At 69.2% G+C, this 23117-nt stretch carries 19 protein-coding genes; 12 read left to right on the top strand and 7 right to left on the bottom strand.

The window, feature by feature from the left end; genetic code table 11:
- Nucleotides 1-206 precede the first annotated feature (206 nt).
- Nucleotides 207-2750 (top strand): RelA/SpoT family protein, encoded by a 2544-nt coding sequence (locus AB0I69_RS17465; protein WP_363096498.1) that lies wholly within the window; start codon nt 207-209, stop codon nt 2748-2750.
- Between the two features lie 64 nt (nt 2751-2814).
- Here the strand turns inward: AB0I69_RS17465 and AB0I69_RS17470 are convergent, their stop codons facing one another.
- Complete coding sequence (locus AB0I69_RS17470; protein WP_363096499.1) at nt 2815-4044, bottom strand: DUF349 domain-containing protein; 1230 nt, start codon at nt 4042-4044, stop codon at nt 2815-2817.
- 135 nt (nt 4045-4179) lie between these two features.
- Nucleotides 4180-5007: a peptidylprolyl isomerase gene (locus AB0I69_RS17475; protein WP_363096500.1), complete on the bottom strand. Its 828-nt coding sequence runs from the start codon at nt 5005-5007 to the stop codon at nt 4180-4182.
- 179 nt (nt 5008-5186) lie between these two features.
- Here AB0I69_RS17475 and AB0I69_RS17480 point away from each other — a divergent pair, with 179 nt between their 5' ends.
- Together AB0I69_RS17480 and hisS are read left to right on the top strand one after the other, a co-directional pair.
- Entirely contained in the window at nt 5187-5897 is a 711-nt protein-coding gene (locus tag AB0I69_RS17480; RefSeq protein WP_363096501.1) for an MBL fold metallo-hydrolase, read from the top strand.
- Between the two features lie 13 nt (nt 5898-5910).
- Entirely contained in the window at nt 5911-7173 is a 1263-nt protein-coding gene (hisS, locus tag AB0I69_RS17485; protein WP_363096502.1) for a histidine--tRNA ligase, read from the top strand.
- 209 nt (nt 7174-7382) lie between these two features.
- Here hisS and AB0I69_RS17490 read toward each other — a convergent pair whose 3' ends face one another.
- From AB0I69_RS17490 to AB0I69_RS17505, 4 genes are read right to left on the bottom strand one after another with little or no spacing between them, the layout of a single operon-like run.
- Nucleotides 7383-8006, bottom strand: a complete 624-nt coding sequence (locus AB0I69_RS17490) for a response regulator transcription factor (protein WP_262062283.1) — start codon at nt 8004-8006, stop codon at nt 7383-7385.
- Nucleotides 8003-9202 carry a sensor histidine kinase gene (locus AB0I69_RS17495; protein WP_363096503.1) on the bottom strand — a complete coding sequence of 400 codons (1200 nt, stop codon included), beginning with the start codon at nt 9200-9202 and terminating at the stop codon, nt 8003-8005. Before AB0I69_RS17495 ends, AB0I69_RS17490 begins: the two co-directional genes overlap by 4 nt.
- Complete coding sequence (locus AB0I69_RS17500) at nt 9199-10062, bottom strand: ABC transporter permease (RefSeq protein WP_363096504.1); 864 nt, start codon at nt 10060-10062, stop codon at nt 9199-9201. Before AB0I69_RS17500 ends, AB0I69_RS17495 begins: the two co-directional genes overlap by 4 nt.
- On the bottom strand, nt 10059-10925 hold the full coding sequence (locus AB0I69_RS17505) for an ABC transporter ATP-binding protein (protein WP_363096505.1): 867 nt from the start codon (nt 10923-10925) through the stop codon (nt 10059-10061). The genes AB0I69_RS17500 and AB0I69_RS17505 overlap by 4 nt, the downstream gene beginning before the upstream one ends.
- Before the next feature lie 142 nt (nt 10926-11067).
- Here AB0I69_RS17505 and AB0I69_RS17510 point away from each other — a divergent pair, with 142 nt between their 5' ends.
- From AB0I69_RS17510 to rpsD, 3 genes are all read left to right on the top strand, one after another.
- Nucleotides 11068-11724: a vitamin K epoxide reductase family protein gene (locus AB0I69_RS17510; protein WP_363096506.1), complete on the top strand. Its 657-nt coding sequence runs from the start codon at nt 11068-11070 to the stop codon at nt 11722-11724.
- A gap of 47 nt (nt 11725-11771) precedes the next feature.
- A complete protein-coding gene (locus AB0I69_RS17515; protein WP_363096507.1) occupies nt 11772-13127 on the top strand; it encodes a replication-associated recombination protein A in 1356 nt (451 codons plus the stop codon).
- A 297-nt stretch (nt 13128-13424) separates the two neighbouring features.
- Entirely contained in the window at nt 13425-14039 is a 615-nt protein-coding gene (gene rpsD / locus AB0I69_RS17520; RefSeq protein WP_019066381.1) for a 30S ribosomal protein S4, read from the top strand.
- Nucleotides 14040-14070: 31 nt separating this feature from the next.
- Here the strand turns inward: rpsD and AB0I69_RS17525 are convergent, their stop codons facing one another.
- Complete coding sequence (locus tag AB0I69_RS17525) at nt 14071-16242, bottom strand: AAA family ATPase (protein WP_363096508.1); 2172 nt, start codon at nt 16240-16242, stop codon at nt 14071-14073.
- Nucleotides 16243-16405: 163 nt separating this feature from the next.
- Between AB0I69_RS17525 and AB0I69_RS17530 the strand changes: the two genes are divergently transcribed.
- The 6 genes from AB0I69_RS17530 to AB0I69_RS17555 all read left to right on the top strand — a co-directional run bounded on the left by AB0I69_RS17530 (nt 16406) and on the right by AB0I69_RS17555 (nt 23062).
- The gene (locus AB0I69_RS17530) at nt 16406-16852 is read left to right on the top strand and encodes a DUF948 domain-containing protein (protein ID WP_200686476.1); all 447 of its coding nucleotides are present in this window, start codon (nt 16406-16408) and stop codon (nt 16850-16852) included.
- 7 nt (nt 16853-16859) lie between these two features.
- Nucleotides 16860-17219, top strand: a complete 360-nt coding sequence (locus AB0I69_RS17535) for a hypothetical protein (protein WP_317884845.1) — start codon at nt 16860-16862, stop codon at nt 17217-17219.
- Nucleotides 17219-19891 carry an alanine--tRNA ligase gene (alaS, locus tag AB0I69_RS17540; RefSeq protein WP_363096509.1) on the top strand — a complete coding sequence of 891 codons (2673 nt, stop codon included), beginning with the start codon at nt 17219-17221 and terminating at the stop codon, nt 19889-19891. The genes AB0I69_RS17535 and alaS overlap by 1 nt, the downstream gene beginning before the upstream one ends.
- Nucleotides 19892-19906: 15 nt before the next feature.
- A complete protein-coding gene (ruvX, locus tag AB0I69_RS17545; protein ID WP_363096510.1) occupies nt 19907-20371 on the top strand; it encodes a Holliday junction resolvase RuvX in 465 nt (154 codons plus the stop codon).
- A gap of 122 nt (nt 20372-20493) precedes the next feature.
- Nucleotides 20494-22242: an endolytic transglycosylase MltG gene (gene mltG / locus AB0I69_RS17550; RefSeq protein ID WP_363096660.1), complete on the top strand. Its 1749-nt coding sequence runs from the start codon at nt 20494-20496 to the stop codon at nt 22240-22242.
- Nucleotides 22223-23062 carry a shikimate dehydrogenase gene (locus AB0I69_RS17555; RefSeq protein WP_363096511.1) on the top strand — a complete coding sequence of 280 codons (840 nt, stop codon included), beginning with the start codon at nt 22223-22225 and terminating at the stop codon, nt 23060-23062. Before mltG ends, AB0I69_RS17555 begins: the two co-directional genes overlap by 20 nt.
- Nucleotides 23063-23117: the final 55 nt, after the last annotated feature.

Here is a 23117-nt window from a genome sequence, read left to right on the forward strand (position 1 = left end):
CGGCCTATTCGCGCAACCTCAAGCACGCCCGCAGAACAACCCCAGGACACCCCGGAGCCGCCTCCCGGAATGCCGGCGGCAGCCCCTCGCGTTTCACCCGTAGACGGCCCTCACATCGGCCTGAAGGCGAGCCCGGAGCCCGGGATCGCTACCATGGGCACTCCGGAGCCTGACCGGGGGACCCGGATCGCGCACGAGGAGTCCTCTTGGCAGACGAGGCCCAGCCCCTGACCGCCGCCAAGCCCGAGCCCACCCCGGGCCCCGCGGCGGAGCCCGCCACGAGCGCGAGCACCGCGCCGAGCGAACCGCGCCCGGCGGCGGAGCACGACAGGTCGGCGCCCGCCGACAAGGCAGCCGAGCCCGCGCGCCCCAAGCCGGCCCCGGCCGAGCACCCGGCGGCCACTCCTCCCGCGCCCCGTCCCACGGCAGGCCAGCCCGCACGCACCGGCGGCGGCTCCTCCAACCGCGTCCGCGCCCGCCTCGCGCGCCTCGGCGTCCAGCGCTCGAACCCGTACAACCCGGTCCTGGAACCCCTGCTGCGGATAGTGCGCAGCAACGACCCGAAGATCGAGACGGCCACGCTCCGCCAGGTGGAGAGTGCCTACCAGGTCGCCGAGCGCTGGCACCGCGGCCAGAAGCGCAAGAGCGGCGACCCGTACATCACGCACCCGCTCGCCGTCACCACGATCCTCGCCGAACTCGGCATGGACCCGGCGACGTTGATGGCCGGCCTGCTGCACGACACCGTCGAGGACACCGAGTACGGCCTCGACCAGCTGCGCCGCGACTTCGGCGACTCCGTCGCCCTTCTCGTCGACGGCGTCACCAAGCTGGACAAGGTCAAGTTCGGCGAGGCGGCGCAGGCCGAGACCGTGCGCAAGATGGTCGTCGCCATGGCCAAGGACCCGCGCGTCCTGGTCATCAAGCTCGCCGACCGCCTGCACAACATGCGCACCATGCGCTACCTCAAGCGCGAGAAGCAGGAGAAGAAGGCGCGCGAGACCCTCGAGATCTACGCGCCCCTCGCCCACCGCCTGGGCATGAACACCATCAAGTGGGAACTGGAGGACCTCGCCTTCGCGATCCTCTACCCCAAGATGTACGACGAGATCGTCCGGCTGGTGGCCGAGCGGGCACCGAAGCGTGACGAATACCTGGCCATAGTGACCGACGAGGTCCAGACCGACCTGCGCGCCGCCCGCATCAAGGCCACCGTCACCGGCCGCCCGAAGCACTACTACAGCGTCTACCAGAAGATGATCGTCCGCGGTCGCGACTTCGCGGAGATCTACGACCTGGTGGGCATCCGCGTCCTCGTGGACACCGTCCGCGACTGCTACGCGGCCCTCGGCACCGTGCACGCGCGATGGAACCCGGTCCCCGGCCGGTTCAAGGACTACATCGCGATGCCCAAGTTCAACATGTACCAGTCGCTGCACACGACGGTAATCGGGCCCAACGGCAAGCCGGTTGAGCTCCAGATCCGCACCTTCGACATGCACCGCCGCGCCGAGTACGGCATCGCCGCGCACTGGAAGTACAAGCAGGAGGCCGTCGCCGGCACCTCCAAGGTGCGCTCGGACCAGCCGCGGACCACCGGCAAGGACGACCACCTCAACGACATGGCGTGGCTGCGCCAGTTGCTCGACTGGCAGAAGGAGACCGAGGACCCCGGGGAGTTCCTGGAGTCCCTGCGCTTCGACCTGTCGCGCAACGAGGTCTTCGTCTTCACGCCGAAGGGCGACGTGATAGCGCTGCCGGCGGGCTCCACCCCGGTGGACTTCTCGTACGCGGTGCACACCGAGGTCGGCCACCGGACCATAGGAGCACGGGTCAACGGGCGTCTCGTACCGCTCGAATCCACCCTGGACAACGGCGACTTGGTGGAGGTCTTCACCTCCAAGGCGCCCGGCGCGGGCCCCTCCCGCGACTGGCTCGGCTTCGTCAAGTCGCCGCGCGCCCGCAACAAGATCAGAGCCTGGTTCTCCAAGGAGCGCCGCGACGAGGCGATCGAGCAGGGCAAGGACGCCATCGCCCGCGCGATGCGCAAACAGAACCTGCCGATCCAGCGCATCCTCACCGGCGACTCCCTCGTCACGCTCGCGCACGAGATGCGCTACCCCGACATCTCCTCGCTGTACGCGGCGATCGGCGAGGGCCATGTCGCCGCGCAGAACGTCGTACAGAAGCTGGTGCAGGCGCTCGGTGGCGAGGAGGCGGCCACCGAGGAGATCGACGAGAGCGTGCCGCCGACGCCCGGCCGCGGCCGCAAGCGCCGGACGAACGCCGACCCGGGTGTCGTCGTCAAGGGCGTCGACGACGTGTGGGTCAAACTGGCCCGCTGTTGCACGCCCGTCCCCGGCGACCCCATCATCGGCTTCGTCACCCGCGGTAGCGGCGTATCGGTTCACCGCAGCGACTGCGTCAACGTGGAGTCACTGTCCCGCGAACCCGAGCGCATCCTGGAAGTCGAGTGGGCGCCCACCCAGTCCTCGGTCTTCCTGGTCGCCATCCAGGTGGAGGCCCTGGACCGCTCCCGGCTCCTCTCGGACGTCACCCGCGTCCTGTCCGACCAGCACGTCAACATCCTCTCCGCGGCCGTCCAGACCTCCCGCGACCGCGTCGCCACCTCCCGCTTCACCTTCGAGATGGGCGACCCCAAGCACCTGGGCCACGTCCTGAAGGCCGTCAGGGGAGTGGAAGGCGTGTACGACGTCTACCGCGTGACGTCGGCGCGCAACAAGTCGTAGAGCGCACGCGGAAGGGGCTCCCGTACGCGATGTACGGGAGCCCCTTCCTCATGCCTACGACGTGTCAGCCGCCGAACTCCTGGAGGCCCTTCAGCGCCTGGTCCAGCAGGGCCTGGCGGCCCTCCAGCTCGCGCTCCAGCTTGTCGGCGCGGGAGTTGTTGCCCTGGGTCCGCGCCTGCTCGATCTGGCCCCTGAGCTTGTCGACGGCCGCCTGGAGCTGACCGGTCAGACCCTCGGCACGCGCGCGTGCCTCCGGGTTCGTCCGGCGCCACTCGGTCTCCTCGGACTCCTGGAGGGCCCGCTCGACCGTGTGCATCCGGCCCTCGACCTTCGGGCGGGAGTCACGCGGCACATGGCCGATGGCCTCCCAGCGCTCGTTGAGCGAGCGGAAGGCGGCGCGGGCGGCCTTGAGGTCCCCGATCGGCAGGAGCTTCTCGGCCTCCTCGGCCAGCTCCTCCTTGAGCTTCAGGTTCTCCGTCTGCTCGGCGTCCCGCTCGGCGAAGACCGAGCTGCGGGCGGCGAAGAAGACGTCCTGCGCACCGCGGAAGCGGTTCCACAGATCGTCCTCGTGCTCGCGCTGGGCGCGGCCCGCCGCCTTCCAGTCCGCCATCAGCTCGCGGTAGCGCGCGGCCGTGGGACCCCAGTCCGCCGAGGCCGACAGACCCTCGGCCTCGGCGACCAACTTCTCCTTGGTCTTGCGGGCCTCCTCGCGCTGCGCGTCCAGCGACGCGAAGTGCGCCTTGCGGCGCTTGGAGAAGGCCGACCGGGCGTGCGAGAAGCGGTGCCACAGCTCGTCGTCCGACTTGCGGTCCAGGCGCGGCAGACCCTTCCAGGTGTCCACCAGCGCGCGCAGCCGCTCACCGGCCGCCCGCCACTGGTCCGACTGCGCCAGCTCCTCCGCCTCGACGACCAGCGCCTCCTTGGAGTGCCTGGCCTCGTCGGACTGCTTGGCGCGCTGCTGCTTACGCTCCTCGCGGCGCGCCTCGACGGTCTCCACGAGCTTGTCCAGCCGGACCCGCAGCGCGGCCAGGTCGCCCACCGCGTGGTGGGCGTCGACCTGCTCGCGCAGATGGTCGACGGCGGCCTGCGCGTCCTTCGCCGACAGGTCGGTGGTCTTCACTCGCTTTTCGAGGAGGCCGATCTCGACAACCAGGCCCTCGTACTTGCGCTCGAAGTAGGCCAGCGCCTCGTCAGGGGAGCCGGCCTGCCAGGAACCGACGACCTGCTCGCCGTCGGCCGTACGCACGTACACGGTCCCCGTCTCGTCGACGCGTCCCCACGGGTCGCTGCTCACAGCGCCTCCTCCACATGATGCCTGCACAGGGCCTCTGTGCCCCCGGGCATCGTCCACAGTTTCGTCACGGCCAACATAGGCGACCGGCGGGTTGCCTGTCCGCATCCCGCGCGACCGAAGTTTCGCTGTTGACGGTCAGGATTTGGTGACCGTCGCCTTGTTGATCACGACCGTCGCGTTCGGAGCGGTGTTGCCCGTCGTGGCGTCCGCGGCCTGCGCTCCAGCTGCGGCGATCTTGTTCAGGACCTTCATCCCGGAGGCCGAAATGGTACCGAACGGGGTGTAGCTCGCCGGGAGCGTGCTGTTCTTGTAGACGAGGAAGAACTGGCTGCCGCCGGTGTGCTTCTGACCGGTGTTCGCCATCGCCACCGTGCCCGCCGGGTAGGTCCCGCCCTTGAGGCTGGTGTCCTTCAGGTTCTCGTCCGGGATCGTGTAACCGGGACCGCCGGTGCCCGCGCCCGTCGGGTCGCCGCACTGCAGCACGTAGATGCCGCTGGTGGTGAGCCGGTGGCACTTCGTGTGGTCGAAGAAGCCCTTGCCCGCAAGGAAGTTGAACGAGTTCACGGTGTGCGGCGCGGCCGACGTCTTGAGCGCGATGTCGATGTCACCGCAGGTCGTCGCCAGCTTCATCGTGTACTTCGCCGACTTGTCGATCGTGACCGCCGGCTCCTTCTTCCAGGTCGCCGTCTTGATCTTGCCCGCCGCCGGCTTCGCGCACGGGTCCGGCGCCTTGCTCGTCGCCGAGGCGCTGGGCGTCACGTCCGCGCTCGCGTTGGACTTGTCGTCGTTCTTCATGACCCCGGACGTGTACAGCGCCACACTGCCGATCACGATCACGCCGAGCACCGACGCGATCACCGAGTTGCGCATGCGCGCCTTGCGTCGAGCGGACGTACGCCGCTGCTGCTGCCGCAAGAACTTCTCCCGCGCGAGCTGCCGCTTCCGCTGTTCCTGGGTGACCACCGGATTCTCTCCTCATGCGTCTCGTACGTCGACTGGGACGCGTGCGTCTTGTGAGCCGACCGCCTGCGTGTGCCCCGTACCGTATATGGGTTCGCTGAGGATTCGGCAGCGCCGGTAGGCTCTGACCACTGACGCAGGGATCCTTATCCCCACCCGTATCGACACAACGAAGGACGATCGTGCTCATTGCCGGGTTCCCCGCCGGGGCCTGGGGGACGAACTGTTATCTCGTCGCCCCCGCCGCCGGTGAGGAGTGCGTGATCATCGACCCGGGCCATCAGGCCGCCCAGGGAGTCGAGGAAGCGCTGAGGAAGCATCGGCTCAAGCCCGTCGCGGTCGTCCTCACCCATGGCCACATCGACCATGTGGCCTCGGTCGTCCCGGTGTGCGGCGCGCACGACGTGCCGGCCTGGATCCACCCCGAGGACCGGTTCATGATGAGCGACCCCGAGAAGGCGCTCGGCCGCTCGATCGGGATGCCGCTGATGGGCGAGCTGACCGTGGGGGAGCCCGACGAGGTCAAGGAGCTGACCGATGGCGCGCGGCTGGAGCTGGCGGGACTGGAGTTCTCGGTCGCGCACGCGCCGGGCCATACGAAGGGGTCGGTGACCTTCCGGATGCCCGAGAACACGGAGATCCCCTCCGTGTTCTTCTCCGGGGATCTGCTCTTCGCCGGCTCCATCGGACGCACCGACCTGCCCGGCGGCTCCCACGCCGAGATCCTCGACTCGCTGGCCCGTGTGTGCCTGCCGCTCGACGACTCGACCGTGGTGCTGTCCGGCCACGGCCCCCAGACGACCATCGGCCAGGAGCGCGCCACCAACCCGTACCTGCGGGAAGTGGCCGCCGGCCAGGGAGCTGACGTGAACGCTCCCCGACGAGGAATGTGACGAGAGACTTTTCGTGAGTACTTTCCAGGCCCCCAAGGGCACGTACGACCTGATCCCGCCGGAGTCGGCCAAGTACCTCGCCGTGCGCGAGGCGATCGCGGCCCCGCTGCGCAACTCCGGCTATGGCTACATCGAGACGCCCGGCTTCGAGAACGTCGAGCTCTTCGCGCGCGGTGTCGGCGAGTCCACCGACATCGTGACCAAGGAGATGTACGCCTTCGAGACCAAGGGCGGCGACCAGCTCGCCCTGCGCCCCGAGGGCACGGCTTCCGTACTGCGCGCGGCACTTGAGGCCAACCTGCACAAGCTGGGCAACCTGCCGGTCAAGCTCTGGTACTCGGGCTCCTACTACCGCTACGAGCGCCCCCAGAAGGGCCGTTACCGCCACTTCTCCCAGGTCGGCGCCGAGGCGATCGGTGCGGAAGACCCGGCGCTGGACGCCGAGTTGATCATCCTGGCGGACCAGGCGTACCGCTCGCTGGGCCTACGGAACTTCCGCATCCTCCTCAACAGCCTGGGCGACAAGGAGTGCCGCCCGGTGTACCGGGAGGCACTGCAGAACTTCCTCCGGGGCCTGGACTTCGACGAGGAGACCCTGCGCCGCGCGGACATCAACCCGCTCCGGGTCCTCGACGACAAACGCCCGGACGTCCAGAAGCAGTTGACCGACGCCCCGCTGCTCCGCGACTACCTGTGCGACGCGTGCAAGGCGTACCACGAGGAGGTGCGCGAGCTGATCACGGCGGCGGGCGTCTCCTTCGAGGACGACCCGAAGCTGGTCCGCGGCCTGGACTACTACACCCGCACGACCTTCGAGTTCGTCCACGACGGTCTGGGCTCCCAGTCCGCGGTGGGCGGCGGCGGTCGCTACGACGGCCTGTCCGAGATGATCGGCGGCCCCGCACTGCCCTCCGTGGGCTGGGCGTTGGGCGTCGACCGTACGGTGCTGGCCCTGGAGGCGGAGGGCGTCGAACTCCAACTCCCCGCGCTCACCAGCGTGTTCGCGGTCCCGCTGGGCGAGGAGGCCCGCCGCGTCCTGTTCGCCAAGGTGACGGAGCTGCGCAAGCTGGGCATCGCGGCCGACTTCTCCTACGGCTCCAAGGGCCTCAAGGGCGCCATGAAGAACGCCAACCGCAGCGGGGCTCGCTACACGATCGTCGCCGGTGAGCGTGATCTGGCCGAGGGTGTCGTGCAGCTGAAGGACATGGAGTCCGGCGATCAGACGGCGGTCGGGGTCAACGAGATCGTGGCGGAACTGGAATCGAAGCTGGGCTGAGGACGGCTTTTTCGCCCCCGCCGCCCCTACCCGTCCCATCCTTCTGGGGCTCCGCCCCAGACCCCGCTCCTCAAACGCCGGAGAGGCTGAAAATCAGCCTCTTTCAGCCCGTCCGGCGTTTGAGGACGAGGCCGTTCAGGCCGAAGCGGGGGTCTGGGGGCGGCAGCCCCCAGGGACGGGACGGGTAGGGGCGGCGGGGGCGAGAATCCTCAGTCCAGCAACCCGTACCGCATCGCACTGGTCACGGCGGCAGTCCGGTCGTCGACGCCCAACTTGCCGAAGACGCGCAGGAGATGGGTCTTCACGGTCGACTCCCCGATGTACAGCCGCCTCCCGATCTCCGCGTTGGTGCACCCCTCCGCCACCAACCGCAACACCGCCGTCTCCCGCTCGGACAGCCGCGGCCGTTCCGGCTTCGTCCGCAACTGGTCCACCAACCGTGCCGCCACCGAAGGCGCCAACACCGTCTCGCCGCGAGCCGCGGCCCGTACCGCGTTCGCCAGTTCGCCCCGGGGCAGGTCCTTCAGCAAGTAGCCCGCCGCCCCCGCCTCCACCGCACGCAGGATGTCCCGGTCCGTCTCGTACGTCGTGAGGACGATCACCCGGCACGGCAGCCCGGCCGCGCTCATCCGCACGATGGAGTCGACGCCCCCGCCGCCCGGCATGCGCAGGTCCATCAGCACGATGTCCGGCCTCAACTCGGCCGCCAGCGCCTCCGCCTGTGGCCCACTGGACGCGTCGGCGATGACGTCGAGGTCCGGTTCGGCGCTGAGCATGGCCCGCAGGCCCTCGCGTACAACGGGGTGGTCGTCGGCCAGAACGATCCGGATCATCGGGAACTCCTTACAGGTGACACCGGCAGCCGTACCGTCACCGTCGTGCCCTCGCCCGGCGCGCTCCGCACCAGCGCTGTCCCGCCCACCTCGGCGGCCCGGGTCCGCAGGCCCGCCAGACCGTAGCCGCCGGACACCGCCCCCGGGGCGAAGCCGCACCCGTCGTCCCGTACCGACACGGTGAGTTGATCGTCGGCGTACGTCAGCGCAAGGCTCACCGTCGCCGAACTCCCCGCGTGCTTGCGGGCGTTGGCGAGCGCCTCCTGGCAGGAGCGCAGGGCTACCACCTCCGGTCCGGCGGGCAACGCGCGCACCGGGCCGCTGACTTGGAGCGTCGCGTCATGGCGGGCGGCGAGTCGGCGAAGTGCGTCCGGGAGCGAGGCGCCCTCCAGGTCGGCCGGTGTGCCGCCGGCGACCAGCGCGCGGGCCTCGGCCAGATTCTGCCGGGCCGTCTCGTCCATCAGGGCCAAGTGCCGCCGGGCCTGGGGGAGATCGTCGTCCAGTTCCGCCTCCACCGCCTGGACCAGCATCAGCAGGCTGGTGAAGCCCTGGGCGAGGGTGTCGTGGATCTCCCGTGCCATGCGTTCCCGCTCGGCGAGCGCGCCGTGGGCCGACGACAGCCGGGAGACCTCGTGGCGGCTCGCGTCCAGCTCGGCTATCAACTCCGCCCGCTCCTGGCTCTGTTCGATGACGCGGATGATCCAGGTGCCGAGAGCCATCGAGAAGACCAGGGTGACCACCGCGAAGACGGAATTGAAGAACACGTCCTGTGCGCTCGGCCACCACAGCAGCGCCCAGCCGATCACGGGCGCGATGTTGATCACGGTCACCGCGATCAGCGCCCAGCGCAGCCGCAGCACCATGAAGCAGGGCGGGACGAGGGCGAAGGCCAGCAGCCGGGTCTCGCCGACCAGCACCGCCGACGGCAGGAACAGCGCCATCTCCGCGACGAGGTAGCCGACGGCCCGTCGTTCGTCGGGCGGATCACCCTGCAGGACCGGGCGCCCGACCCGGACGTAGAGCGGAATGAGCGGGACGAGCAGCCCGGCCGCCGTGACGCGTACCGGCCACCCCGGATGGCTCGTGCCGAGCACGAACACCAGGGTGGCCAGCCAGATCAGGGCGAAGTAGGTGTCCCAGAGCCGGAACGAGCGGTCCCAGGTGTACGAGCCCTTCACCGGGGCGGGACCGATCATCCGTCGCGCCGGTTCTTCCACCGGAAGGTCAGCAGGCACAGCACCAATCCTCCGACGCACCACGCCCCGAGCACCAGCGCGACCTTCCCGAACTCCCAGCTCCCGGCCTGCTCCAGCACCTGCGCCGACGAAGGCAGGAACACCCCGCGCAGCCCCTGGCACATCCACTTCAGCGGGAACAGGGCGCCGATGTTGAGCATCCAGTCCGGGATGGTGTCGATGGAGATGTACACCCCGGAGATGAACTGCAGGACCAGGAAGGGCAGTACGACCACGGAGGTCGCGCTCTTGCCGGACTTGGGGACCGAGCTGACCGCGATGCCTAGCAGCGCGCACGCCGTCAGGCCGAGCACGAAGATCCACCCGAAGTCCAGCCACTTCACCGCGGACGAGGGCAGATCCACGTCGTAGAGCGTGGTGCCGACCAGGAGCAGGATCGCCGTCTCCATCAGGCCCGTGACCAGAACCAGCCAGATCTTGCCGAGGAAGTACGCGGCCGGTGGCATCGGGGTGCCCCGCAGTCGGCGCAGCACCTTCTCGTCGCGTTCGATCGCGATCGAGATGCCGAGGGACTGGAAACTCGTCGACATGATGCCGGCGGCCATCATGGCCGGGACGTAGAGCTGGGAGGCGTTGATGCCCGCGCCCCGGACGTCGTCCTTGAAGATCGACGCGAACAGGAACAGGAAGACGACCGGGAAGGCGAAGGTGAAGACGACCTGGTCGCGCTGGCGGAAGAACTGTTTGAGTTCCAGCGACCCGCGCCGCAGCCCGAGCCCCCAGGCACCAGGCAGTCGGTCTCCAGAGGTCCTCGTCCGGTCCCGTACGGTGCTCGTGCTCGTGCTCGTGGTCGTGCTCATCGGGCGTCCTCCTGTCCGGTCAGCCGGAGGTAGACGTCCTCCAGAGTGGGGCGGCTCACCAGCAGCCCGGGGATCTCGCCGTCGAAGCGGTGCATGAGCTCGGCTACGACCTTGGTCGGAGTGTCCGTGTGCTCCGCGCGCGGGGTGCCGTCCGGCTCGGTCCACTCGACGCTGGCCCCGGTGCCGTGGCGCTCGCGCAGGGTGGCCGGTTCGCCCTCGGCGACCACGCGGCCCTTGGCGACGATGGCGAGGCGGTCTGCGAGGTTCTCCGCCTCCTCCAGGTAGTGGGTCGTGAGGAGGATGGTCGTGCCCTCCTCGGCGAGCTTGCGGATCAGGTCCCAGAACTGGCGCCGGGCCGCCGGGTCGAAACCGGTCGTCGGCTCGTCCAGGAGCAGGAGATCGGGGCCGCCTATCACCCCGAGGGCCACGTCGAGACGCCGTCGCTGCCCGCCCGACAGGGCCTTGATCCGGCTGTCCACCTTGGCCTCCAGACCCACCAGGCCGATGACCTCCTCGGGGTCGCGCGGGCGGGGGTAGTAGCGGGCGAAGTGCCGTACCGTCTCGCCGACCGTCAACTCCGCGGGTGCCGATTCGTCCTGCCAGACGATCCCGACCCGCGAACGCCACGCGCGCGTGCCCGTCGCCGGGTCCGAACCGAGCACCGACACCTCGCCCGCGTCCCGGCCGCGGTTGCCCTGGAGGATCTCGACCGTGGTGCTCTTGCCCGCCCCATTGGGTCCGAGCAGGCCGAACACCTCTCCCGTGCGGATTTCGAGATCGATTCCGTCTACGGCGGTCACGTCCCCGTACTGCTTGCGCAGCCCCCGCACATCCACTGCGAGTTCGTTCGCCTGTGTTGTCATGCGTTGAGCATCGTCCGGAATCGAGCGCTCAGGGACGACCGTGCGTACTTCCTTATGTCCACCGAACGGTGGACACAGGTGCGCGTGCGGCACAATGGCCGTGCCCGAAGAAGGTCCAACTCTCAAGTGACGGATCGGCGTGATGAGCAAGACGACAGTGAAGGACGTCTCCACCGACTCCGAGCCGGAGCACACGGCCGGGGAGCCGCGCACGGTGGGCAGCAGCCGGGCCTTCGCCGTGCTGCTGGTGATCACCGGTGCGGCCGGACTGCTCGCCGCGTGGGTCATCACGATCGACAAGTTCAAGATCCTTGAGGGCAAGCTCGCCGGGAAGACGTTCACCCCGAGCTGCAGCATCAACCCGATCGTGTCCTGCGGCAGCGTCATGGAGAGCAAGCAGGCCGCGGCCTTCGGCTTCCCGAACCCGATGCTCGGCCTGGTCGCCTACGGCATCGTCATCTGCGTCGGCATCAGCCTGCTGACCCGGGTCCAGTTCCCGCGCTGGTACTGGCTGACCTTCAACCTCGGCACGCTCTTCGGGGTGGGCTTCTGCACCTGGCTGCAGTTCCAGTCGCTGTACCGGATCAACGCGCTGTGCCTGTGGTGCTCGCTGGCCTGGGTCGCCACGATCACCATGTTCTGGTACGTCACGTCGTTCAACATCCGTAACGACTTCCTGAAGGCCCCGCGCCCGGTCAAGAACTTCCTGAACGAGTTCACCTGGGTCCTCCCGGTCACTCACGTCGGCATCATCGCGATGCTGATCCTGACCCGCTGGGGCACCCAGCTCTGGGCTTAGCACCCGGCCCGACCGCATTGTCAGTGCCGTGACATAGGGTTTTGGACGTGGAGCCCGACCTTTTCACCGCCGCAGCCGAAGAACGCCAGGAGAAGGACCCGTCCAGCAGTCCCCTGGCGGTACGGATGCGCCCGCGCACCCTCGACGAGGTGGTGGGCCAGCAGCACCTGCTGAAGCCGGGCTCACCCCTGCGCAGACTGGTCGGCGAGGGTGCGGGCGGCCCCGCCGGACCGTCCTCGGTGATCCTCTGGGGCCCGCCCGGCACGGGAAAGACGACCCTTGCGTACGTCGTCTCCAAGGCCACCAACAAGCGGTTCGTGGAGCTGTCCGCGATCACCGCCGGCGTCAAGGAGGTCCGCGCGGTCATCGACGGTGCCCGCCGCGCCACCGGCGGTTTCGGCAAGGAGACCGTCCTCTTCCTCGACGAGATCCACCGCTTCAGCAAGGCCCAGCAGGACTCCCTGCTCCCGGCCGTCGAGAACCGCTGGATCACCCTGATCGCGGCGACCACGGAGAACCCGTACTTCTCGGTGATCTCCCCGCTCCTGTCCCGCTCCCTGCTCCTCACCCTCGAACCCCTCACGGACGACGACCTGCGCGCCCTGATCCGCCGCGCCCTGAGCGACGAGCGCGGCCTCAAGGACGCGGTCACCCTCCCCGAGGACAGCGAGAACCACCTGCTGCGCATCGCCGGCGGTGACGCCCGCCGCGCGCTCACCGCCCTGGAGGCCGCCGCCGGAGCCGCCCTCGACAAGGGCGAGCCGGACATCACCCTCCAGACCCTGGAGGAGACCGTCGACCGCGCGGCCGTGAAGTACGACCGCGACGGCGACCAGCACTACGACGTGGCCAGCGCCCTCATCAAGTCCATCCGGGGTTCGGATGTCGACGCGGCTCTGCACTACCTCGCCCGCATGATCGAGGCCGGCGAGGACCCCCGCTTCATCGCCCGCCGCCTGATGATCTCCGCCAGCGAGGACATCGGCCTCGCCGACCTCAACGCCCTCCCGATCGCGGTCGCCGCCGCCCAGGCCGTAGCGATGATCGGCTTCCCGGAGGCCGCGCTCACCCTCAGCCACGCCACCATCGCCCTAGCCCTGGCGCCCAAGTCCAACGCGGCGACCACGGCGATCGGCGCCGCCATGGAGGACGTACGCAAGGGGCACGCGGGCCCGGTGCCGATGCATCTGCGGGACGGGCACTACAAGGGCGCCGCCAAGCTCGGGCATGCCCAGGGGTACGTCTACCCGCACGACCTGCCCGAGGGCATCGCCGAGCAGCAGTACGCCCCGGAGGAGCTCAAGGACCGCGAGTACTACGAGCCCACCCGCCACGGGGCGGAGGCGCGGTACGCGGACGCCGTGGAGTGGACCAGAAAACACCTTGGTCGTAAGCGGTCCTGAGCACCCTGTAGAATCCTGCGCAGTGCTGCGTCCCGTGTCCGACTCCGGTCGGCGCCTCAGGCGGGACAATCAGCCGGATCTTCTGATCCAGGAGCGTCGCGCACCGTCGTAGGTGTCGCGGGCAGCCCACCACCACCCGGGGTTCCGGGACCGGTCGGTGGGCCGTTCGTGTGCTGCACATGTGCCCAGACCAGGGAACGGCTGCCTGACAAGTCCCTCGTGGACCTGTCGGGATTCCCCGGCTGCGGATGCGACCTCCCCTAACCCTGAGGCAGCCGAAGAGAAAAAGGATAAGAAGTGGCGAATCAGTCCCGCCCCAAGGTCAAGAAGTCGCGTGCCCTCGGCATCGCGCTGACCCCGAAGGCCGTCAAGTACTTCGAGGCCCGTCCCTACCCGCCGGGTGAGCACGGTCGTGGCCGCAAGCAGAACTCGGACTACAAGGTCCGTCTGCTGGAGAAGCAGCGTCTGCGCGCGCAGTACGACGTGTCCGAGCGCCAGCTCGTCCGCGCCTACGAGCGTGCCTCCAAGGTCCAGGGCAAGACCGGTGAGGCCCTGATCATCGAGCTGGAGCGTCGTCTCGACGCGCTGGTCCTTCGTTCGGGCATCGCCCGCACGATCTACCAGGCCCGCCAGATGGTCGTTCACGGCCACATTGAGGTCAACGGCCAGAAGGTCGACAAGCCGTCCTTCCGCGTCAAGCCGGACGACGTCGTCATGGTCCGCGAGCGCAGCCGCAGCAAGACCCTGTTCGAGGTCTCCCGCGCCGGTGGCTTCGCCCCCGACGGCGAGACCCCGCGCTACCTCCAGGTGAACCTCGGCGCCCTGGCGTTCCGCCTGGACCGCGAGCCGAACCGCAAGGAGATCCCGGTGATCTGCGACGAGCAGCTCGTCGTCGAGTACTACGCCCGCTGATCACCTCACGGACGTAGCACCACCTTTCGCGTCAGCCCGCCGTCTCCCCGCCCTTCCGGGTGGGCGAGGCGGCGGGCTTTCGCATGTCCACGCTCACCGTCGTGGGCCGCACCGGGCCGCGCGGCACCGGCACCGCGTCGAGCGACCGCTCCTGCCCCAACGCCCGTGCCACGGCCGCCTCCCGGCCCAGCCGCGCCCCCTCCCGTACGCACTCCTCGTACCGCTCGTCGCCCAGCCGCTCGCGGGCCATCGCCTCGCACAGCTCGTGCGGCGCGTTGTAGTACGCCGAACCGAACAGCGGCAGCCCCACCGACGGCCACATCCCGCCCGCCGCGCCCTGCAACAGCGCGGCCTCGGCGGCATCGCCCTCAGCCGCCGTGACCAGGGCCAGCAGTTCGACCGCGAGCACCGAGCCCAGCAGATCGCGGAAACCGTGGGCACTGCCCAGACAGTCCGCCAACAGGTCGCGCGCGAGCGGGAGTTCGCCGTCGGTCCAGGCGACGTAGGCCAGGACATACAGCGCGTACGCCCGGGTCCACCGCTCGCCGTGGTCCTCGCACACGCGCCGGACGTCCTCGCACAGCTTCACCGCGTCCGCCAGATCGCCCTGGAACGCTCGCGCCATCGCCAGCTCGACCTGGCCCATCAGCACATTGCTGTTCAGCTCGCCGATCTGCTGATAGCGGTCGAGGGCCGAGCGCAGCAAAGTCTCCGCGCGCGGCATGTCGTCCGTGACCAACGCCAGGCAGCCGGTGCGGTGTTCGGCGTACGCGACCGCCGTGGGGTTCGCCGCGTGGTCGGCCTCCTCGCGGCACTCCTGGAGCGCGGCCAGCGCGGGCACGGTGTCGCCCTGGAGGATCGCGACATAGCCGAGCACCCACAGGGCCTTCAGCCGTGACTGGTCGTTGGCCGTGTCCTCGGCGTCCAGCTGCACGGCCTGCTCCAGCCAGTGCCGGCCCTCCGCGAGCCGCCCGCAGCCCGCCCAGTAGAACCAGAGCGAGCCCGCGAGGTACTGGCCCAGGTGCGTCTCGTCGGGCTCGGTCAGGCAGTACTCCAAGGCGCCGCGCAGATTCGGCAGTTCCGCCTCGACGCGCGCGGCGACCTCGCCCTGGCGCGGCGAGAACCAGTCCAGCTCGCACCAAGTGGCCAGCCCCAGATACCAGTCACGATGCCGCCGCCGCAGCCGGGCCGCGTCCCCCGTCGCCTCCAGCCAGTCGGCGCCGTAGGCCCGGATCGTGTCGAGCATCCGGTAGCGCATGCCCGTCGCCGTCAACTCACGGACGACCACGGACTGCGCGAGTAGTTCGGACAGCACGTCGAGGACGCCGTCCGAGGGCAGTCCGTCGCCGCCGCACACGTACTCGGCGGCCTCCAGGTCGAAGCGCCCGGCGAACACAGACAGCCGCGCCCACAGCAACCGCTCCTCGGGCGTGCACAGTTCATGGCTCCAGCCGATCGCCGTACGCAGCGTCTGATGCCGGGGCAGCGCGTCCCGCCGCCCACCCGCCAGCAGCCGGAACCGGTCGTCGAACCGCGCCAGCAACTCCCCGGGCGACAAGGCCCGCAGCCGCCCCGCCGCCAGTTCGACAGCGAGCGGAATCCCGTCGAGCCGCCGGCACAACTCCCGTACGTCCGGCTCGTCTTCCCCGAGGACAACCCCCTGCTGCGCGGCCCGGTCGGCGAACAGCTCCACCGCCTCGTCCTCGCCCAACGGCGCCAGCGCCACCACCCGCTCGCCCGCCAACTCCAACGGCCGCCGCCCCACCGCGAGCACCCGCAACCCCGGCACCCGCCGCAACAACTCGGCCACCAGCGAGGCACACACCTCCACCAGATGCTCGAACCCGTCAAGCACCAACAGGAGTTGACGCCCGGCAAGATGCGCGAGCAGTGCCTCACGCGGCAGCCGCGCGGTGTGATCCGTCAGCCCCAGCGCCTCTACGACGGCGAAGTCCACGAGTTCGGGGTCGCGCACCGGTGCCAGCTCCACTCGCCACACCCCGCCCGGGGGAGCGGACCTGGCCGCCGCGTGGGCCGCGAGCCGCGACTTGCCGACCCCTCCGGGCCCGGTCACCGTGACCAGACGCGAGGCGTCGAGCGCCCGCGCCAGTTCGGTGAGTTCGGCGAAGCGGCCCACGAACCGGTCGGGTTCGAGGGGCAGATTGCCGTCCGCGGTGGCGTCGCCGCCATGGGAAGCTCGCATGGAACACGGAGCGTACTGAACCGTATTCAGTCCGTACAATCGCTTCACTCAACTCCGCTGCGCTCGGGGCGATAATGCGGTACGGAGCGCCACCCCCGGCGCGATAGGCTCGACCCACGATTTTCTCGATGTTCAGGCACGTTTACGGGAGCGGGTGCAGACAGTGTCCGGTGGAGAGGTGGCCGGGATCCTGGTGGCCGTCTTCTGGGCGATCCTGGTCTCGTTCCTCGCCGTCGCACTGGTGAGGCTGGCCCAGACGCTCAAGGCGACCACGAAGCTGGTCGCGGACGTGACCGACCAGGCCGTGCCGCTGCTGGCGGACGCCTCCTCGGCGGTGCGCTCCGCGCAGACCCAGATCGACCGGGTCGACGCGATCGCCTCCGACGTCCAGGAAGTCACCTCGAACGCCTCCGCACTGTCCACCACCGTCGCCTCCACCTTCGGCGGCCCCCTCGTCAAGGTCGCGGCCTTCGGCTACGGCGTCCGCCGGGCCCTGGGCGGCCGCCGCGAGGACGTGCCCGCGCCGTCCGGGGCGTCCCGTCGTACGGTGATCGTGGGCCGTACCGTCCCGGCCGGACGGCGGGGCAAGCGCACCCGGAAGAAGGACTGACCGAGCGATGTTCCGCCGTACGTTCTGGTTCGGCACGGGCGTGGCCGCCGGTGTCTGGGCGACCACCAAGGTCAACCGCAAGCTGAAGCAGCTGACCCCCGAGCACCTCGCCGTCGCCGCGGCCAACAAGGCGCTCGAAGCGGGCCACAAGCTCAAGGACAGCGCGGTGCACTTCGCGCTCGACGTCCGCGCGGGCATGGCCCAGCGCGAGGCCGAACTCGGCGACGCGCTGGGGATCAACGCCCCGGTCGACCCCGAACTCCCGGCGCCCCGGCAGCACATCGCCATCGAGAACCGCAACAACCCGATGTCCGTCGAAAGAAACGACAGGACGACGTACTCGTACAACCGGAATGAGGACCACTGATGGAGTCGGCTGAAATCCGCCGCCGCTGGCTGAGCTTCTACGAGGAGCGCGGCCACACCGTCGTCCCCTCGGCGTCGCTCATCGCGGACGACCCGACTCTGCTCCTGGTCCCCGCCGGCATGGTCCCCTTCAAGCCGTACTTCCTCGGCGAGGTCAAGCCGCCGTGGCCGCGCGCCACCAGCGTGCAGAAGTGCGTGCGCACGCCCGACATCGAAGAGGTCGGCAAGACCACCCGGCACGGCACGTTCTTCCAGATGTGCGGCAACTTCTCCTTCGGCGACTACTTCAAGGAAGGGGCCATCACCTACGCCTGGGAGCTGCTCACCTCGCCCCAGGACAAGGGTGGTTACGGCCTCGACCCCGAGCGCCTGTGGATCACGGTCTACCTCGACGACGACGAGGCCGAGACCATCTGGCGCGAGAAGATCGGCGTCCCGGCCGAGCGCATCCAGCGCCTCGGCAAGAAGGACAACTACTGGTCGATGGGCGTCCCGGGTCCGTGTGGCCCGTGTTCCGAGATCAACTACGACCGCGGCCCCGAGTTCGGTGTCGAGGGCGGCCCGGCCGTCAACGACGAGCGGTACGTGGAGATCTGGAACCTGGTCTTCATGCAGTACGAGCGCGGCGAGGGCATCGGCAAGGAGGACTTCGAGATCCTCGGCGAGCTGCCCAGCAAGAACATCGACACGGGCCTCGGCCTGGAGCGCCTCGCGATGATCCTGCAGGGCGTGCAGAACATGTACGAGATCGACACCTCCATGGCCGTCATCAAGAAGGCCACCGAGCTGACCGGTGTCCAGTACGGCGACTCGCACGAGTCCGACGTCTCCCTGCGCGTGGTCACCGACCACATGCGCACGTCCGTGATGCTCATCGGCGACGGCGTGACCCCCGGCAACGAAGGCCGCGGTTATGTCCTCCGCCGCATCATGCGCCGCGCCATCCGTAACATGCGGCTGCTCGGTGCCACGGGCCTGGTCGTCAAGGACCTCATCGACACCGTCATCGCGATGATGGGCCAGCAGTACCCCGAGCTCGTCACCGACCGGCAGCGCATCGAGACCGTGGCCCTCGCCGAGGAGGCCGCCTTCGTCAAGACGCTGAAGGCCGGCACGAACATCCTCGACACGGCCATCGCCGACACCAAGCAGTCCGGCGGTAAGGTCCTCGCCGGCGACAAGGCGTTCCTGCTCCACGACACCTGGGGCTTCCCGATCGACCTCACCCTCGAAATGGCCGCCGAACAGGGCCTTTCCGTGGACGAGGACGGCTTCCGCCGCCTGATGAAGCAGCAGCGCGACCAGGCCAAGGCCGACGCCCAGGCCAAGAAGACCGGCCACGCCGGCGTCGGCGCCTACCGCGAGATTGCCGACAAGGCCGGCGAGACCGACTTCATCGGCTACTCGGACACCCAGGGCGAGTCCACCATCGTCGGCATCCTCGTCGACGGCGTCTCCTCCCCGGCCGCGACCGAGGGCGACGAGGTCGAGATCGTCCTCGACCGCACCCCCTTCTACGCCGAGGGCGGCGGCCAGATCGGCGACACCGGCCGGATCAAGGTCGAGTCCGGCGCCGTGATCGAGATCCGCGACTGCCAGAAGCCGGTCCCGGGCGTCTACGTCCACAAGGGCGTCGTTCAGTACGGCGAGGTCACCGTCGGCGCCAAGGCCGAGGCCGCGATCGACATCCGACGCCGTACCGCCATCGCCCGCGCCCACTCGGCCACGCACCTCACCCACCAGGCGCTGCGTGACGCGCTGGGTCCGACGGCCGCGCAGGCCGGTTCCGAGAACCAGCCGGGCCGCTTCCGCTTCGACTTCGGTTCGCCGTCCGCTGTTCCCACGGCCGTGATGACCGACGTCGAGCAGAAGATCAACGAGGTGCTCGCCCGCGACCTGGACGTGCACGCCGAGATCCTCAGCCTCGACGAGGCCAAGAAGCAGGGCGCCATCGCCGAGTTCGGCGAGAAGTACGGCGAGCGGGTCCGGGTCGTCACCATCGGCGACTTCTCCAAGGAGCTGTGCGGCGGCACCCACGTCCACAACACCTCCCAACTGGGCCTGGTCAAGCTGCTCGGCGAGTCGTCGATCGGCTCCGGAGTCCGCCGTATCGAAGCGCTCGTCGGTGTCGACGCCTACAACTTCCTCGCCCGTGAGCACACGGTCGTCGCCCAGCTCCAGGAGCTGATCAAGGGCCGCCCCGAGGAGCTTCCGGAGAAGGTCTCCGCCATGCTCGGCAAGCTGAAGGACGCCGAGAAGGAGATCGAGAAGTTCCGCGCCGAGAAGGTGCTGCAGGCCGCCGCCGGTCTCGTCGAGTCCGCCAAGGACGTGCACGGGATCGCCGTCGTCACCGGCCAGGTGCCGGACGGCACCACCCCCGACGACCTGCGCAAGCTGGTCCTCGACGTGCGCGGCCGCATCCAGGGCGGACGCGCCGCGGTCGTAGCCCTGTTCACGGTCAACAACGGCAAGCCGCTGACGGTCATCGCCACCAACGAGGCCGCTCGCGAGCGCGGTCTCAAGGCCGGTGACCTGGTCCGAGCCGCCGCCAAGACCCTCGGCGGCGGCGGTGGCGGCAAGCCGGACGTGGCCCAGGGCGGTGGCCAGAACCCGGCTGCCGTCGGCGAGGCCGTGGACGCTGTCGAGCGCCTCGTCGCCGACACGGCCAAGTAAGAAACGGTCGAGAGTATGAGAAGAGGACGTCGACTCGCGATCGACGTCGGGGACGCCCGGATCGGGGTCGCCTCGTGCGACCCCGACGGGATCCTTGCCACTCCCGTCGAGACGGTCCCCGGCCGCGACATCCCGGCGGCGCACCGCCGGCTGAAGCAGCTCGTCGAGGAGTACGAACCGATCGAAGTCGTCGTCGGTCTCCCTCGCTCCCTCAAGGGGGGCGAGGGCCCCGCCGCCGTGAAGGTCCGTGCCTTCACTCAGGAACTCGCGCAGGGCATCGCCCCGGTACCGGTCAGACTGTTGGACGAACGGATGACCACGGTGACGGCCAGTCAGGGACTGCGCGCCTCAGGAGTGAAGTCCAAGAAGGGCCGATCGGTCATCGATCAGGCAGCGGCTGTCATCATTCTGCAGCAGGCCTTGGAATCCGAACGGGTGTCAGGTAAAGCACCCGGCGAGGGCGTCGAAGTGGTCATCTGATCGCGATACGGTAACGTTCCGCGCGATGTGATGGTGTTCGAACAGCCATGGCACAGCAAGAGGCGGGACGGGAGCCGGAGCCGCAAGCGCCGCGACCGCCGCCTCGCGGCTCTAGGGGATCGATGACTGAGTATGGCCGGGGCCCAGGCTCCGAACCGTGGCATCCGGAGGACCCGTTGTTCGGGGATGTCGGATGGGAAGGACAGCAGGCCCAGGTGGGCCAGCAGTCCTCCTACGGCGGCCAGCCGCAGCACTATCCGGAACAGCCGCAGCAGCCGCAGCAGTACGGCGACTGGGGCCATGGCCAGCAGGCCGATTACGGTCAGGCGCAGCAGCAGTACCAGGTCTACGACGCACAGGGCAACCCGCAGTACCCCGACCAGCAGCAGTGGGCGGACCAGCAGCAGTACGCCGATCAGAGTCATCAGCAGTACGTCGATCAGCAACAGCAGTACCAGCAGGGCGGCTGGGACGGCACCGCCACGCATGCGCACGTTCCGTACGCCGCGGACCCCGTCGACCCGTACGGGCAACAGGCCGCGGCCTACGGCGAACAGCAGCCCGACTTCTACGGCACGCCCGACGCGTACCCGCCGCCGGAGCCGCCGAGCAGGCGACGCACCGAGCCCGAACCGGAGCACACCGACTGGGACCCGGGCCCCGACCAGGGCGAACACGCGTTCTTCGCGGGTGGCGGCGATGATGACGACGAGGCCGACGACGAACCGGGTGACCGGGGCCGGCGCGGCAAGGGCGGCAAAGGCAAAGGCAAGGACAAAGGCGGCAAGGAGCGGAAGCGCCGCAACGGCTGCGCCTGCCTGGTGGTCGTCATGGTGTTCGGCGGCGGCCTGGCAGGCGTCGGCTACTTCGGCTGGCACTTCTACCAGAACCGTTTCGGCTCGGCGCCGGACTACGCGGGCGACGGTACCGGTTCGGTGAGCGTCACCATTCCCAAGGGCGCCTTCGGATCGGATATCGGGCAGAAGCTGAAGGAGGCGGGCGTCGTCAAGAGCGTGGACGCCTTCGTCGTCGCCCAGTCCCAGAATCCGGACGGGAAGAAGATCCAGGCCGGCGTCTTCCTGCTGAAGAAGAACATGTCCGCCGCGAGCGCCGTCAAGCTGATGCTCGACCCCACGAGCCAGGACAATCTGATCGTCGCCCCGGGCTGGCGAAACGCCCAGGTGTACGCGGCGATCGACAAGAAACTCCAGGTTTCCGACGGCACCACCAAGGCCGTTGCCACCAAGGAATACAAGAGCCTCGGACTGCCCGGCTGGGCGAACGACAACAAGGACATCAAGGACCCGCTGGAGGGCTTCCTCTTCCCGGGAACCTATGGCGCCGCCAAGGGCATGAAACCCGAAACGGTCCTCAAGCAGATGGTCGCCCAGGCCAATGACAAATACAGTGCGATCGACCTCGCGGCGAAGGCCAAGGGGCTCAACCTGGAAAACCCGCTGCAGGTCATCACGGTCGCGAGCCTCGTCCAGGCCGAGGGCAAGACGCACGAGGACTTCCGCAAGATGGCCGAAGTCGTCTACAACCGTCTCAAGACCACGAACGACCAGACCAACCGGTACCTGCAATTCGACTCGACCTTCAATTACCTGAAGGGTCAGAGCAAGATTCACATCAGCGAGTCCGAGATCAACAGCAACAAGGACCCGTACAACACCTACACCACAAAGGGCTTGCCGCCCGGTCCCATCGACAATCCCGGTGACGAGGCTCTGGCAGCGGCACTGAATCCGACCCATGACGGCTGGATCTACTTCGTGGCGACCGACGGTGAGAACAAGACCGAATTCGCCAAGACGTACGCCGAATTCCAGGCACTCAAGGAAAAGTTCAATGCCACCTCGGGCAACTGACGCCCGCCGGGCCGCCGTGCTCGGTTCACCCATCGCCCACTCCCTCTCCCCGGTGCTGCATCGCGCGGCGTACGGGGAGCTGGGGTTGGACGGCTGGTCGTACGACCGCTTCGACGTCGACGAGGCCGGTCTGCCGGGGTTCTTCGAGAAGCTCGGACCGGGCTGGGCCGGGCTGTCGTTGACCATGCCGCTGAAGCGTGCCGTCATTCCGCTGCTCGACGAGATCAGCGAGACCGCGGCGTCGGTGGACACGGTCAACACCGTCGTCTTCACGGAGGACGGCCGACGGGTCGGCGACAACACCGACATCCCCGGCATGGTTGCCGCCCTCCGCGAACACGGCATCGAACAGGTCGACTCGGCCGCGATCCTCGGCGCCGGCGCCACCGCTTCCTCCGCGCTCGCCGCACTGGCCCGGATCTGCACCGGCGAGGTCGTCGCCTACGTCCGCAGCGCGGCCCGCGCCGCCGAGATGCGGGAGTGGGGCGAGCGGCTCGACGTGGAGGTCCGCACGGCGGACTGGGCCGACGCGGCCGAGGGGCTGCACGCCCCCCTGGTCTTCGCGACCACGCCCGCCGGCGCGACGGACGCCCTCGCCTCGTCCGTACCGGAACGGCCCGCCACCCTCTTCGACGTCCTCTACGACCCCTGGCCCACCGACCTCGCGGCCCGCTGGTCCGGCTACGGCGGCGCCGTCGTCAGCGGCCTCGACCTCCTGGTCCACCAGGCCGTACTCCAGGTGGAACAGATGACCGGCCGCCGGCCGGCACCGGTGAACGCGATGCGCAGGGCAGGGGAGAAGGCGCTGGCGGACCGCTGACGCGGACGTCGGCCGACTCCTGACCTCGGCGCCGGTCGGCCGCTGGCCCCATGTG

The organism is Streptomyces sp. NPDC050508, from assembly GCF_040655155.1.
Classification (GTDB): Bacteria; Actinomycetota; Actinomycetes; order Streptomycetales; family Streptomycetaceae; genus Streptomyces.